This is a genomic window from Tenacibaculum litoreum (assembly GCF_964513915.1).
Taxonomy (GTDB): Bacteria; Bacteroidota; Bacteroidia; order Flavobacteriales; family Flavobacteriaceae; genus Polaribacter; species Polaribacter litoreum.
Map to the genome: position 1 here is coordinate 192,162 of NZ_CAZEQS010000002.1, position 13,383 is coordinate 205,544.

Consider the following 13,383-nt stretch of genomic DNA (forward strand, 5'->3'; position numbering starts at 1 on the left):
TATCGTTATTTTTTAGTTGTAAATATATTGTTGTACAAAGTTGTAAAAATTTAAAGGTTCCAATGTAATGAAACCTTTAAATTAAAAAATTATTTTGCTTCTTCTTTTGCTGGAGCGTCAGCTGTTTTTTCAGCTTTAGCTTTTTCTTTATCAGCTTTTCTTTCAGTTAAGCCTTCAGCAATTGCATCAGTTACATACGATAATACTTTATCGATAGATTTAGAAGCATCATCATTTGCAGGGATTACAAAATCGATTGGTCTTGGATCCGAGTTTGTATCAACCATTGCAAAGATTGGAATGTTTAATTTTTGTGCTTCAGCAACAGCAATGTGTTCTTTCTTTACATCAATTACAAATAAAGCTCCTGGTAAACGAGTCATATCAGAAATTGAACCTAAGTTCTTTTCTAATTTTTCACGTTGACGAGTAATTTGTAATTTTTCTCTTTTAGATAATGCATCAAAAGAACCATCAGTCTTCATTCTATCAATAGAAGTCATTTTCTTAACGGCTTTACGGATAGTAACGAAGTTTGTTAACATACCACCTGGCCAACGCTCAGTAATATATGGCATGTTTACAGCTTTAGCTTTTTCAGCAACGATATCTTTAGCTTGCTTTTTTGTTGCAACGAATAAGATTTTACGTCCTGAGTTAGCTATTTTTTGTAACGCAGCAGAAGCTTCGTCAATTTTAGCTGAAGTTTTGTACAAATCGATGATGTGAACACCATTACGTTCTGTATAAATGTATGGAGCCATGTTAGGGTTCCACTTTCTAGTTAAGTGTCCAAAGTGAACACCACTTTCTAATAATTCTTGAATGTTTGCCATTTTAATAAATGTGTTTACGTTCTGTTTTCGCAATATTTCAGTAGTTATTAAGTCTGAAATATTTAGATACTAAACTGTTAAAAATTAATTTATAAATAACAGTCTCGAAACATTTAAATACTGAAACAAGTTCAGTAAAATATTAACGTTTAGAGAACTGGAATTTCTTACGTGCTTTCTTCTGACCGAATTTCTTACGTTCAACCATTCTTGGATCACGAGTTAATAATCCTTCTGGCTTTAATACAGCTTTGTTTTCTTCGTTGATAGATACTAATGCTCTAGTAATTGCTAAACGAATAGCTTCAGCTTGACCAGTAACACCACCACCGTATACGTTTACTTTAATGTCGTAAGCCTCTAAGTTTTCAGTTAACATTAAAGGTTGTTGAACTTTGTATTGTAAAGTTGGTGTAGTGAAATAGTTTTTAAACTCTCTTTTGTTGATAGTGATGTTTCCACTTCCTTGAGAAACATAAACACGAGCAACAGCTGTTTTTCTTCTACCTATTTTGTGTACAGTTTCCATAATTATTTAAGATCGTTAAGGTTAATACTTTTAGGTTTTTGAGCTTCTTGATCATGCTCTGTCCCTGCGTAAACATATAGGTTTCTATATAACGCACTACCTAATTTGTTTTTAGGTAACATACCTTTTACTGCTTTTTCGATTAATCTTGTAGGATCTTTTTCGAACATTTCTGTAGCAGTTAATGATCTTTGACCTCCTGGATAACCTGTGTGACGGATGTAAGACTTGTCAGCCCACTTGTTACCAGTTAAGTTGATTTTTTCAGCGTTGATAATAACAACGTTGTCTCCACAATCTACGTGAGGAGTATAATTTGGCTTGTACTTACCTCTAATAAGTTTTGCAACTTTAGAAGCTAGACGACCCAATGTTTGCCCGTCCGCATCAACTAAAACCCACTCTTTGTTTACGGTAGCTTTATTAGCTGATACTGTTTTGTAACTTAATGTGTTCATAATTACACGATTAGTTTTTGTTTATTAATAATTAAATTTTATCCTTTAAAAAGGTCTGCAAATGTACGATTAATTATTTGATTGACAAATAGCGTGTTAGTTTAATTTTACTACTATATATTTTAACTAAGCAAAGAGCATAAAAAAAGCATGCCTTAGGCATGCTTTTTTAAGTTATATATTTAAAAACTATTCTACTTTCTGATCTAATAAATCAAAGAATTGATTTAATCTTGGTAAGATGATAATTTTTGTACGTCTATTTTTTGCTTTGTTAGCAGGACTGTTGTTTTCTACTAAAGGAACATAACTACTTCTACCAGCAGCGATTAATCTTTCAGGAGCTACATTGTATTTTCCTTGTAATTCACGAACAATAGCAGTTGAACGTAAAACACTTAATCCCCAGTTGTCTTTTAAAGTAGACCCAGCAGCAACAGGAGTGTTGTCAGTATGTCCTTCTACCATTACATCCATTTGAGGTTGTCCGTTAACTACAGTTGCAACTTTTTCTAACACTTTAGAAGCTTTGTCGTTGATAGTGTAGCTTCCGCTTTTAAATAATAATTTATCAGAAATTGAAATAAATACTACTGTTTTTTCAACATTTACTTCAATGTCTTCGTCGTCAATACCGTCTTGTAATTCTCTCTTTAAGTGAAAAGCAACCACTAAGTTTAAAGAATCTTTTTTAGAAGCAGCTTCTCTAATTTTGTTGATGTACTTATCTTTTTTACTTAACTGAGCTAATGTTTCTTTAATATTGTCATTAGCACCTTTAGTTAATACAGTTAAGTTCTCAACTTGTTGTAAAGTGTTTTCTTTATCTTTCTTTAATTCTGTTACTCTAGACTCTAAAGAAAATGCTTTGTCTTCACAGTTCTCTTTTTCGACTAAACATTTCGTTAAGTTAGCTTTTACAGCTAATAACTCTTCTTTTGTCTGTTCGTGTTTTGCTTTTATAGCTTCTAACTCTTTTGTTGAAGCACAAGATGCTAGTAAAATCGAAGCAGTAAGGAATAAAAATACTTTTCTCATTTTATTCTGATTTTTTTTAGATGTATTTATTAATAGTTAAGCAAATTTATAAAAATGAAGCCACAAAAAAGAGAATTAACAATCTTTTATGAAGTGTGAAAGCATTATTTTTGTGGCTAAATTTTTAAAGATGATTAAAAGGATAACGCTTTTGTTAGTTTTATTATTGTTAGTAGTAGCTTGTAAAGAAGAAAAAAAACAAAACACAACTAAGTTACAAGGAGCTGTTTTTGGTACAACGTATCATATAACTTATTTGAACAAGGTTGATTATCAAAAATCTATTGATAGTTTGTTTAATTTGGTGAACAAATCATTGTCAACGTATATGCCTACTTCTGATATTTCAAAAATTAACCAAGGAGACACTACTGTAGTAGTTGATGATATGTTTGTAGAGGTTTTTGAAAAGGCTAAAAGAATTTATAAAGAAACTGATGGTTATTTTGATCCGACTATTGGTAGGTTAATAGATGCTTACGGATTTGGTTCAGGAAAAGAAAAGAAAGATTTGACCTCTGAAGAAATTGCGGCTTTGATGGAGAATGTAGGGTTTGATAAAGTTGTGTTAAAAAATAGAAAAGTTTATAGAGATAGTGAAAATATAGAGTTTAATGTTAATGCTTTTGCTAAGGGGTATGGAGTTGATGTTGTTGGTAGATTTTTAGAATCGAAAAATATTCATGATTACTTAGTAGAAATAGGGGGTGAGATAAGAGCAAGAGGAACAAAAGACGGAAAGCTTTGGAAAGTAGCAATTGAAAAGCCAAATGTTGATGGAACACGTTCTGTTCAAAAAATAATTGAGTTGGATAATGAATCTATGGCAACTTCGGGGAATTATAGAAAGTACAAGGTAAATACTGAAGGAAAAAAGATAGTACACACGGTAAATGCAAAAACAGGGTTAGCAGAGGAAAGTAATTTATTAAGTGTGTCGGTTCGATTAAAAGGAGATTGTGCTGATGTAGATGCATATGCGACCGCTTTTTTAGCAATGGGGTTAGAAAAGACTAAAGTGTTTTTAGAAGAGCACCCAGCGCTTAAAGTGGTATTGTTATATCATGATAATGCAGGAGAGCTAGTAGAGTTTGTGAACTAGTTTTTATAACATACAGGTAAAATTTCACCTTTCATTAAAGCAAATCGTTCTAGTTTTTCTGGAGCGATTTTTTTTGTGTAATCTATTTCATCAACTTTAAATCCTATAGAACGTAGTTTGTCAAAATAATCATGACCGTATACACGTACATGGTCGTATTGACCAAATATTTTTGCACGTTCTTTAGGGTCGGTAATAGAATCATCTTCAAAAGTAATTTCCCTTGATAAATCCTGCGGAATTTGGAAAATACCAAATCCACCAACTTTCATTACTCGATACAATTCTTGCATCGCCTTTGTGTCGTTAGGGATATGTTCTAATACATGATTACAAAATACTACATCAAAAGAGTTGTCTTCAAAAGGAAGATCGCAAATATCTGCTTTTACATCTGCTATAGGTGATTCTAAATCAGATGTTGTATACTCTAAATTTTGCTGTTTTCTAAAAAGATCTAAAAAACATTGTTCAGGAGCTATATGTAGCACTTTTAACTTTTTATTTGAAGAAAAGAAGTTACTTTCCTGTTGTAAAAAAAGCCACATTAAACGATGCCTTTCTAGCGACAATGTAGAAGGAGATAGTGCATTTTTACGTTGAACTCCATATCCGTAAGGTAAAAACTTCTTGAATGATTTTCCGTCAATCGGATCTGTAAAGTTGTCTCCTTTTAACCACCAAGTAATAACAGGACGAGCCCAATAACTGGCTTTGATTAATATGGGTCTAGGAATAGTATTAAGTATTGCTTTAAATAAAGACACAAATTATATAACTAATGGTTGTTGTCTAAATTCGTCTTCTTCATTACTTTCAATACCTAAAGCATCGTATATATACTTAAAGGTAGATAGTAACTCTGGTTTACCATCAACTATGGCTACATCGTGTTCAAAGTGTGCTGATGGTTTGCCATCTAAGGTAGTAATTGTCCATCCATCACTATGTTGACGGATTTTATGAGTTCCCATATTGGTCATAGGCTCAATAGCAACTACCATACCTTCTATAAATTTTTTACCACGACCTCTACGTCCGTAGTTTGGCATTTCTGGGTCTTCGTGCATTTTACGCCCTAAACCGTGTCCTACTAGTTCACGAACAACACCATAACCATGTTTTTCAGTAAAGTTTTGTATAGCAAAACCTACATCACCAACACGATTCCCTACTTTAAGTTCACGAATACCTACATATAGACTTTCTTTAGTTACATCAAGTAGTTTTTGAGTTTCAGGAGCAATTTCACCTACAGCAAAAGTGTAAGCGTGATCTCCGTAGAAATCATTTTTTATAGCACCACAATCAATAGAGATGATATCACCTTCTTGTAAAGGTGTGTTATTTGGAATTCCATGAACCACTTGTGAGTTTGGGCTCATGCAAAGTGTGTTAGGGAAATCATATAGACCTAAAAAACCAGGAATAGCCCCTTGCTCACGAATAAAATCTTCAGCAAGTTTATCAAGTTGCAATGTAGTAACACCAGGCTTTACTTCTTTGGCAAGCATACCTAAGGTTTTTGATACTACTAAGGCACTTTCGCGCATTAATTCAATTTCTTCTCTAGTTTTTGGTTTAATCATGGTAAAAATATTGAGGCGCAAATTTACAGTTATTTTTGATATGGATGTTCGTATTCTTGACCAGATAGTATTTTTAAGAAATCTTCTTCAACTGAGCTATCTTCAATAGCGTGTTCTACAAAACGACCAACTTCTTTTCCGTCTTTATAAAAAATGAAGGTTGGAACTCGAATCACATTGAAACCTTCTTCTAAGCCATTAGCTTTTTTCTGACGGTTTACTGTAACTAATTCAAGGTTTTTATAATCGAATTCGGCTTCGTCTAAAATTTTATAAAAATTAGGTATCTCTCTTTTGCTATCTCCACACCAAGTTCCCATAAAACCTTTTATTTTTATGTCTTTTAGATATGGTTTTAGTTTTTCTACGGTAGCTTTATCTGTTTCGTAATATGAATAAAAATCGTTGAACCAATCACTTCCGTATGGCTCTTGTTGAAAATCTTTTTTAGTAGCAATACCAACTAAATTTCCATTCTCGTTTTTAGTGGCAAGGTTTTTTGGTGTTGATGCGCAAGAAACTATTAGTAAAGCTGTAAAAAGGTATACGATTTTTTTCATCTGTTTAATTTTTATTGTTTTTAATACATCAGATGTAATTTGCCAATAATCACTTCGGTTTTATTAACTCCTTAGTTATGGCTCATTTCATAAGATATATTTTTAAATAAGCGAATGTTGTGTCATTTCTTTAGGTTGTTCAACCCCCATTAATTTTAAAATGGTTGGAGCAACGTCGCCTAAAATACCACTTTTTATTGATTTTAACTCCTTGTCAATTAAAATCATAGGAACAGGATTGGTGGTGTGCGCTGTATGCGGTGTTCCATCTGGGTTAATCATTGTTTCACAGTTTCCGTGATCAGCAATTAAAATAGTGGTATAATCGTTATCTAAAGCAGCAGTTACCACATCTTGTACACAATTGTCTACCGCTTCACAAGCTTTAACAGCAGCTTCAAAAACACCTGTATGTCCCACCATATCTCCATTTGCAAAGTTTAAACATACAAAGTCAACATTGCCGCTTTCTAGTTCAGGAACAATAGCGTCACGAATTTCATAAGCACTCATTTCGGGTTTTAAATCGTAGGTAGCTACTTTTGGAGATGGACATAGCAAACGTTTTTCTCCTGTAAACTCATTTTCTCTTCCACCAGAGAAAAAGAAAGTTACGTGGGGGTACTTTTCTGTCTCGGCAATTCTAATTTGACTTTTTCCAGCTGATTCTAATACTTCACCTAAAGTGTTTTCAATATTTTTTCCGTCGTAAATAACATGAATGTTTTTAAAAGTATCGTCATAGTTTGTCATGGTAACAAAATATAACGGGAGTTTTTTCATATTAAATTCAGGAAAATCTTTTTGGCTCAAAGCTTCTGTTAATTGACGACCTCTATCTGTTCTGAAATTGAAGAAAATAACAACGTCCTCTTCCTTAATTACGGTTTTTGGCTGTTGATTTTCATCAACCATCACAATTGGTTTGATAAACTCATCAGTAACATTTGAATCATAGCTTTGTTGAATACTAGTTAAAGCATCCGAAGAAAAAGTTCCTTTTCCGTTTACCAAAGCTTCGTAAGCAAGTTGCACACGTTCCCAGCGGTTATCACGGTCCATAGCATAGTAACGACCAGTAATTGTTGCCAATTCACCCGTGGTTTTTTGCATGTGTTCTTGAATATCGTTGATGAAATACTTCCCTGATTTAGGATCACAATCACGACCGTCAGTAAAAGCGTGTAAGTACACATTCTTTAAATCGTAGTTATCTGCTGCAGTTAAAAGTCCTTTTAAATGATCTATGTGTGAATGAATTCCACCATTAGAAACCAACCCTAAAAAATGGACGTTTTTATTGTTTGCCTTTGCATATTCAAAAGCGTTTAGAAGTTCCTTTTCTTGTGCTAAAGTTCCTTCATTTACAGCTTTGTTAATTTTGGCTAAATTCTGATATACAATTCTACCAGCACCTAAATTCATATGCCCAACTTCCGAATTTCCCATTTGCCCATCAGGTAAACCAACATGTTCACCATCAGTTCTTAATTGTGCATGCGGAAACTTATCGTATAACGAATTTATAAAGGGAGTTTTTGCGTTATATATAGCTGATACTTTTGGATCTTGGGTAATTCCCCACCCGTCCAAAATCATTAAAATTACTTTTTTGTTCATTTCTTGTGTGTTGCACTGCAAAAGTAAGAAAGATTTTTGGGGAATATTTTAGGAATTCACAAAAACAAAAGCAATATATATTAGTATTGAGAAGATTATAAAAAGAGCAATACTATTATTAATAAATAGATTTCTGTTTTTTCTTAAGGTTTGTAGGCGGATTTTTTCAAGTTCCTTTTTGCTAGCAGATTTATTAAAATATAATCTATCACTGTTTTCTTTTTGAAACCGTTCTAGTTTATCAAAAGCACTAACTCTTTTTCTTTTATTGTTTTTTAAACTGGTTATCATTGCGGATACCGCTCCACCGAAACTCATAGTAAATTTTTTAAAAGTATATAAAGTAAATTAAAAGAATAAGAAAAAGAGTGAAAAACAATACTTTTTTAAGTAAAGCTTTTTGGTTTTCTTTCTTTACTTTTTTTCTTATTTCATTAAGTTGTTTTTGAGAGGCTTTTTTATCTGTTATAGTGTAATTATTTTCATTAGTGAGTTGACCTAATTTTTTTAATGTATTAGGCTTACTTCTTTTAAGGTGTTGAACAGTTTTGTTCATTTCTGATGCTGGACCAAAACCAAAGCTCATAGCAAATAATTTTTGTGTTATACTAATAAGTACTCTTAATTTTTTTTTGTTACAAAAATTATAAGAGCGAAAAGATTTTTATTTTTTGTATTTACGTATAGCTTCTTTAATTTTTTCAATTCTATTTTCAGGATCAGGGTGGGTACTTTGAAATTCAGGAACTCTATTTGGACCAGCTGCAGCTTTTAAAATTTCCATTACGCCAATTAAATTCTCAGGGTTATAACCCGCGTCAATCATTAATTTAACACCTAATTCATCGCTTTCTAACTCGTCACCACGACCGTTCTTTAATAAAGTTTGTTGTCCAATACTATTAGCCAATTGCCCTAAATCAGCTCCTACTGAAGCTCCCATGGTTAAAAGCTTCCAAAAATTAGCATCTGTAATTCGTTCGTTAGAATGTTTTCCAAGTACATGACCTATTTCATGACCTAAAACTCCTGCTAATTGATCCTCATTTTTTAATTGAGTAAATAAAGCATGAGTTATAAAAACTTGCCCTCCAGGTAAAGCAAAAGCATTAATAGTTTTCTCATCTCTTAATAAGTGAAAATCGAACTGATAACCAGATTTTTTAGCTACCGTGTTGTTTACAAGTTTTGCACCCACTTTATCTACAAGTATTTGAGCGTTTTCGTTAGGGTATAAACCTCCATGTTGTTGAGTCATTATAGGTGCTTGTTGTAGTCCGATAGCAACTTCTTGTTCTGGAGATAAGCTAACAGCTTGTGTTTTTCCTGTATAAGGGTTTACCTCTTGTTGACTGCATTTACGTAAATAGGCAAAAGCAACTATAGCTATTCCTATGAGTAAACGAGTTTTTAAACCTCCTTTAATTTTCATCAATAAGTTCTTTGTATTAGTCCCAAAAGTAAAAGTACAAAATATATAATTTAACGGATATCAATTTTTTGTGAACTATAAAAAACTTAAATTTACACAGCAAAACAAACAACATTATGGAGCCTCACTTTGAGTTAAACGAAGTTACTAAGAAGTTACCCAAGCACTTACATAAATTTGTGGTAAAACAACCGTATGATGAATACACAGCACAAAACCAAGCGGTATGGCGCTATGTAATGCGTATGAATGTAGATTATTTGGGGAAGGTAGCCCATGCTTCGTATATAGATGGGTTGAAAAAAACAGGTATTTCAGTAGAAAAAATTCCTCATATGCAAGGAATGAACCGCATTTTGAAAGAAATAGGTTGGGCAGCAGTATCTGTTGATGGTTTTATACCACCAAATGCTTTTATGGAATTTCAAGCGTATAATGTGCTGGTAATAGCATCTGATATGCGCACAATAGATCATATAGAATATACTCCTGCACCTGATATTATCCATGAAGCGGCAGGTCATGCACCAATTATAGCAAACCCAGAATATGCTGAATATTTACGCCGTTTTGGTGAAATTGGAGCAAAAGCAATTTCTTCTGCAAAAGATTACGAAATGTATGAAGCTATTCGTTTGTTGTCTATCTTAAAAGAAGATCCTAATTCTACTCAAAAAGATATTGATGAAGCACAAGAAAAAGTAGAGTGGTTGCAAGATAATATGGGAGAGCTTTCAGAAATGGCTCAAATTAGAAACTTGCACTGGTGGACAGTGGAGTATGGGTTGATAGGAACTCTTGAAAATCCGAAAATTTATGGAGCAGGACTGCTGTCTTCAATAGGTGAGAGTAAATGGTGTATGAAAGATGAAGTACAGAAAGTTCCTTATACTTTAGATGCTGCTAATGTGAGTTTTGATATTACAAAACCTCAACCTCAGTTATTTGTTACACCAGATTTTGCTCATTTAAGTTTAGTGTTGGAGCAATTTGCTAATAAAATGGCTATACGAACTGGAGGATTAAAAGGAATAGAAAAATTAATAGATTCTAAAAGTTTAGGAACTATCGAGTTAAGTACAGGTATTCAAGTGTCTGGAGTTTTCTCTAATGTAATAACTGATGAGAATAATAAAGCCATTTATATACAAACAACAGGTCCTACTGCGTTAGCAAATAGAGATAAAGAATTAATAGGTCACGGAACAAATTACCATGCAGAAGGTTTTGGAAGTCCTGTAGGAAAGCTAAAAGGGATTAATATTCCGATAGAAAATATGAGTCCGCGTGATTTGAAAGCCTATGGGATTTATGAAGGAGAGCAAGTTACTTTAGAGTTTGAAGGTGGAGTAAAAGTTGTAGGAGAAGTAATAACAGGAACAAGGGATTTACGAGGTAGAATTTTATTAATTTCTTTCAAAAACTGTACAGTAACTTATGGAGACACGTTGTTATTTCACCCAGATTGGGGGGTATACGATATGGCTGTAGGTGTAGAAGTGGTGTCTGCTTTTGCTGGTCCTGCTGATGTAGCATCGTTTGGAGATGTAGGGAAGGTATCGGAAACCAAAACGCATAAAATTCAATATTCTGAGTCAGATAAAAAGTTATATAGTTTGTATGACAAAGTGAGAGGTATGAGAGAAAGTGGCACGATTTCTGAAAAAGATATTGAAGAAATTTTTAATGAAGTAAATACAAGTTTTAAAAATGATTGGTTATTACCGTTAGAGTTGTTAGAACTGGCAACGTTAAACAATTTTTCAATAAAAGAAACGTTACGTGATTATCTTGAAAAAATGAAAAGTAACAAGAGTTACACAACGTTAATTGAAAACGGTTTACTTTTGTTGGAAAATTACCAAGAAGTATAACATGGGATTATTTAATTTATTTAGAAAGAAAAATATGAGTAACGAAATACAGGAATATTTAGCTAAAGGAGCAGTTGTTTTAGATGTAAGAACTTTAGCAGAATGGAATGAAGGGCATAGTGAGGGAGCAAAACATATTGTTTTAGCAACAATTCCTACAAATGTAGATGAGATTAAATCGTGGAATAAACCAGTGATAGCAGTATGTAGAAGTGGAGGTAGAAGTGGTCAAGCAGCACAGTTTTTACAAAGCCATGGAGTAGATGTAATTAACGGAGGGCCTTGGCAAAATGTAGATCAATATTTAGTGAAATAAATAAAAGATTAAAAATACATAAAAGGAAATGCTTGTAAAAGTGTTTCCTTTTTTTGTTGTAGCTTTTTCAAAAATAACTGATGAGCTTCAGATTCTGGGTTAAAAGGTTTGTGGTTTAATCCTCTTTGAATGGTTTCAACCTGCTGCATCGTTTGATATGAATCTTCTGTAATCCAAACCTGTTTAAATTTTTCCCATATGTAATTCACAGCAGTTTTGTTTGGGTGAATCATGTCTTCATTATAAAAACGATAATCACGTAACTCATCCATCACAATTTCATAAGAAGGAAAATAGTAAATAGCATTTCTAGGCTCTACTACTTTATGAATAGCTGAAAGTAAGTGTGCTTTACTACGTTGGTTTTCCGTAAAACCATCTTTTAAATGTCGTACAGGAGATAACGTGTAAATAACTGAGATGTTTTTATTTACTAACTTAACTAGAGAGTTAACAGCTTCTAAGCTTTCAGAAATTTCATCAACGTTTAACAATTCTTTTAAAAAATTTTTCTGAGGAACTTTATGGCAATTAGCAACTAAAGTGTCTGAGGTAATTTCTCTGTATACCCAAGCTGTTCCTAGTGTAATGATAAGGTGTGTAGTGTTTTGTAGTTGCTCAAAAGTTTGCTGTAAAAATAAATTTAAGTTATTTAATAATTCATCTTTATCTATTGTGCTTAAACTAGAGTGTGCTTCAAAAGAGTGCCAGCGTTCATTGTGAAAAAAAATATCTTTGTCAGTATATTCTTCTCTGTTCAATGCTTTTGTAATTAAGTTTTCAATTGCTTTAGGGTGGAATAAAATACCAAAAGGATTTTGTTTTGATTGAAACTTATAATAGTTCAGTTTGTTACCAATATTTTCAGAAAAACAAGAACCAAGTAAAAGTAGTTTTGACTGATAATTAATTTGATTATACTTTTGTTTAGTAAGTGGTATTTGCGTCTGAAGATTCATAAATTTTAAGAAAAATAACAATCAAAAATAAGTATAAAATCTTCATAAGAAGTGATGTAGATTTGTAATTCGTTAAAATTTGTATCTTTGTTCAAAAGAATTTAAAATAAATTGAACAATATTAAATCGACATTCACGATTAAAGACCTTGAAAATATTTCAGGAATAAAAGCTCATACGATACGAATTTGGGAAAAGCGCTATAATTTGTTATCGCCAGAGAGAACGGATACCAATATTCGTTATTATTCTTCAGAGAATTTACAAAAATTGCTAAATGTTGTACTGTTGAATAAAAACAATATTAAGATTTCTAAAATAGCAGAAATGTCTGATGATACAATTGTTTTAAAAGCCAGAGAGCTAGCTTTTAAAATGGCTGTAAATGATGAAGCAATAAATTCTTTTAAGTTAGCAATGTTTCAGTTTGATAAAACATTATTTAACAATGCTTATAATAGATTGCTTAAAAGAAAAACGTTTAGAGAGATCTTTAAGGATGTTTTTGTGCCTTTTTTAAATCATATAGGTCTGTTGTGGCAAACAGATACATTGTTGCCTGCTCATGAGCACTTTATTTCTAACTTAATAGTGCAGAAAATTCAAATTAATATAGAGAAATTAGAGTATTCTAATAGTAATTCAGAAGTGAGTTATGTGTTGTTTTTGCCTGAAAATGAAATTCATGAACTAGGGTTGATGTATTTGAATTACGAGCTTATATTAAGAGGGTATAACACAATTTATTTAGGACAAAGCTTACCTTTAGATAACTTAGATTGTTTTTTTAAAAGTAAAGAGAAGGTCTGTTTCATTACTTCTATGACTGTTCAACCATATGATGATAAGGTAGAGGAATACTTTTCAGAAATTGAGGAGGTGCTTGAAAATACAAATCACGAATTGATAGCAATAGGGAATAAAGCTATGGCAGTTGATAATGTTGATTTTAAAGCGAAAATAACAGTGTATTCTTCATTAAAAGTATTCCTAAATCAATTCTAATTTTTTTTGAATTATTTTATTTTGTTTATTTTTTATTTGTTTTTATTAAACAAAAAGTGTAATTT

General features: G+C 32.2%; 16 protein-coding genes. 4 read left to right on the forward strand and 12 right to left on the reverse strand.

Annotated elements, in window-relative coordinates; all coding sequences use genetic code 11:
- Positions 1–89 precede the first annotated feature (89 nt).
- The 4 genes from rpsB to ACKTTR_RS02125 all read right to left on the reverse strand — a co-directional run bounded on the left by rpsB (position 90) and on the right by ACKTTR_RS02125 (position 2,861).
- Positions 90–836: a 30S ribosomal protein S2 gene (gene rpsB / locus ACKTTR_RS02110; RefSeq protein ID WP_125065928.1), complete on the reverse strand. Its 747-nt coding sequence runs from the start codon at positions 834–836 to the stop codon at positions 90–92.
- A gap of 142 nt (positions 837–978) precedes the next feature.
- A complete protein-coding gene (rpsI, locus tag ACKTTR_RS02115; protein ID WP_028892298.1) occupies positions 979–1,365 on the reverse strand; it encodes a 30S ribosomal protein S9 in 387 nt (128 codons plus the stop codon).
- Between the two features lie 2 nt (positions 1,366–1,367).
- On the reverse strand, positions 1,368–1,823 hold the full coding sequence (gene rplM / locus ACKTTR_RS02120) for a 50S ribosomal protein L13 (RefSeq protein WP_408026302.1): 456 nt from the start codon (positions 1,821–1,823) through the stop codon (positions 1,368–1,370).
- A 189-nt stretch (positions 1,824–2,012) separates the two neighbouring features.
- Positions 2,013–2,861 (reverse strand): OmpA/MotB family protein, encoded by an 849-nt coding sequence (locus ACKTTR_RS02125; RefSeq protein WP_408026303.1) that lies wholly within the window; start codon positions 2,859–2,861, stop codon positions 2,013–2,015.
- Positions 2,862–2,991: 130 nt separating this feature from the next.
- Between ACKTTR_RS02125 and ACKTTR_RS02130 the strand changes: the two genes are divergently transcribed.
- On the forward strand, positions 2,992–3,963 hold the full coding sequence (locus ACKTTR_RS02130; RefSeq protein ID WP_408026304.1) for an FAD:protein FMN transferase: 972 nt from the start codon (positions 2,992–2,994) through the stop codon (positions 3,961–3,963).
- On the opposite strand, the gene ACKTTR_RS02135 is transcribed toward ACKTTR_RS02130, so the two are convergent.
- The 7 genes from ACKTTR_RS02135 to ACKTTR_RS02165 all read right to left on the reverse strand — a co-directional run bounded on the left by ACKTTR_RS02135 (position 3,960) and on the right by ACKTTR_RS02165 (position 9,164).
- Entirely contained in the window at positions 3,960–4,730 is a 771-nt protein-coding gene (locus ACKTTR_RS02135; RefSeq protein ID WP_408026305.1) for a class I SAM-dependent methyltransferase, read from the reverse strand. The genes ACKTTR_RS02130 and ACKTTR_RS02135 overlap by 4 nt on opposite strands.
- 3 nt (positions 4,731–4,733) lie before the next feature.
- On the reverse strand, positions 4,734–5,552 hold the full coding sequence (map, locus tag ACKTTR_RS02140; protein ID WP_408026306.1) for a type I methionyl aminopeptidase: 819 nt from the start codon (positions 5,550–5,552) through the stop codon (positions 4,734–4,736).
- 29 nt (positions 5,553–5,581) lie between these two features.
- Entirely contained in the window at positions 5,582–6,112 is a 531-nt protein-coding gene (locus ACKTTR_RS02145) for a thioredoxin family protein (protein WP_408026307.1), read from the reverse strand.
- Between the two features lie 102 nt (positions 6,113–6,214).
- Positions 6,215–7,732 carry a 2,3-bisphosphoglycerate-independent phosphoglycerate mutase gene (gene gpmI / locus ACKTTR_RS02150; RefSeq protein WP_408026308.1) on the reverse strand — a complete coding sequence of 506 codons (1,518 nt, stop codon included), beginning with the start codon at positions 7,730–7,732 and terminating at the stop codon, positions 6,215–6,217.
- A 48-nt stretch (positions 7,733–7,780) separates the two neighbouring features.
- Entirely contained in the window at positions 7,781–8,050 is a 270-nt protein-coding gene (locus ACKTTR_RS02155) for a hypothetical protein (RefSeq protein ID WP_408026309.1), read from the reverse strand.
- 10 nt (positions 8,051–8,060) lie between these two features.
- Complete coding sequence (locus tag ACKTTR_RS02160; RefSeq protein ID WP_408026310.1) at positions 8,061–8,318, reverse strand: hypothetical protein; 258 nt, start codon at positions 8,316–8,318, stop codon at positions 8,061–8,063.
- Between the two features lie 78 nt (positions 8,319–8,396).
- Complete coding sequence (locus tag ACKTTR_RS02165) at positions 8,397–9,164, reverse strand: M48 family metalloprotease (RefSeq protein ID WP_408026311.1); 768 nt, start codon at positions 9,162–9,164, stop codon at positions 8,397–8,399.
- 116 nt (positions 9,165–9,280) lie between these two features.
- Between ACKTTR_RS02165 and ACKTTR_RS02170 the strand changes: the two genes are divergently transcribed.
- Both ACKTTR_RS02170 and ACKTTR_RS02175 read left to right on the forward strand, forming a co-directional pair.
- Positions 9,281–11,038, forward strand: coding sequence for an aromatic amino acid hydroxylase (locus ACKTTR_RS02170; protein ID WP_408026312.1), 1,758 nt, complete (start codon positions 9,281–9,283; stop codon positions 11,036–11,038).
- Positions 11,039–11,072: 34 nt separating this feature from the next.
- Complete coding sequence (locus ACKTTR_RS02175) at positions 11,073–11,354, forward strand: rhodanese-like domain-containing protein (protein WP_408026313.1); 282 nt, start codon at positions 11,073–11,075, stop codon at positions 11,352–11,354.
- An 8-nt stretch (positions 11,355–11,362) separates the two neighbouring features.
- Here ACKTTR_RS02175 and ACKTTR_RS02180 read toward each other — a convergent pair whose 3' ends face one another.
- Positions 11,363–12,313 (reverse strand): GSCFA domain-containing protein, encoded by a 951-nt coding sequence (locus tag ACKTTR_RS02180; protein WP_408026314.1) that lies wholly within the window; start codon positions 12,311–12,313, stop codon positions 11,363–11,365.
- Between the two features lie 111 nt (positions 12,314–12,424).
- Between ACKTTR_RS02180 and ACKTTR_RS02185 the strand changes: the two genes are divergently transcribed.
- Complete coding sequence (locus ACKTTR_RS02185) at positions 12,425–13,318, forward strand: MerR family transcriptional regulator (protein WP_408026315.1); 894 nt, start codon at positions 12,425–12,427, stop codon at positions 13,316–13,318.
- Positions 13,319–13,383: the final 65 nt, after the last annotated feature.

Excerpts from the sequence above, each read along its gene's own strand:
- gpmI (WP_408026308.1), bottom strand. The coding sequence starts at position 7,732 with ATGAACAAAAAAGTAATTTTAATGATTTTGGACGGGTGGGGAATTACC.
- rpsB (WP_125065928.1), bottom strand. The coding sequence starts at position 836 with ATGGCAAACATTCAAGAATTATTAGAAAGTGGTGTTCACTTTGGACAC.
- ACKTTR_RS02170 (WP_408026312.1), top strand. The coding sequence starts at position 9,281 with ATGGAGCCTCACTTTGAGTTAAACGAAGTTACTAAGAAGTTACCCAAG.
- ACKTTR_RS02130 (WP_408026304.1), top strand. The coding sequence starts at position 2,992 with ATGATTAAAAGGATAACGCTTTTGTTAGTTTTATTATTGTTAGTAGTA.
- ACKTTR_RS02165 (WP_408026311.1), bottom strand. The coding sequence starts at position 9,164 with ATGAAAATTAAAGGAGGTTTAAAAACTCGTTTACTCATAGGAATAGCT.
- ACKTTR_RS02155 (WP_408026309.1), bottom strand. The coding sequence starts at position 8,050 with ATGAGTTTCGGTGGAGCGGTATCCGCAATGATAACCAGTTTAAAAAAC.
- ACKTTR_RS02160 (WP_408026310.1), bottom strand. The coding sequence starts at position 8,318 with ATGAGCTTTGGTTTTGGTCCAGCATCAGAAATGAACAAAACTGTTCAA.
- map (WP_408026306.1), bottom strand. The coding sequence starts at position 5,552 with ATGATTAAACCAAAAACTAGAGAAGAAATTGAATTAATGCGCGAAAGT.
- ACKTTR_RS02175 (WP_408026313.1), top strand. The coding sequence starts at position 11,073 with ATGAGTAACGAAATACAGGAATATTTAGCTAAAGGAGCAGTTGTTTTA.
- ACKTTR_RS02180 (WP_408026314.1), bottom strand. The coding sequence starts at position 12,313 with ATGAATCTTCAGACGCAAATACCACTTACTAAACAAAAGTATAATCAA.
- rpsI (WP_028892298.1), bottom strand. The coding sequence starts at position 1,365 with ATGGAAACTGTACACAAAATAGGTAGAAGAAAAACAGCTGTTGCTCGT.
- ACKTTR_RS02125 (WP_408026303.1), bottom strand. The coding sequence starts at position 2,861 with ATGAGAAAAGTATTTTTATTCCTTACTGCTTCGATTTTACTAGCATCT.
- rplM (WP_408026302.1), bottom strand. The coding sequence starts at position 1,823 with ATGAACACATTAAGTTACAAAACAGTATCAGCTAATAAAGCTACCGTA.
- ACKTTR_RS02145 (WP_408026307.1), bottom strand. The coding sequence starts at position 6,112 with ATGAAAAAAATCGTATACCTTTTTACAGCTTTACTAATAGTTTCTTGC.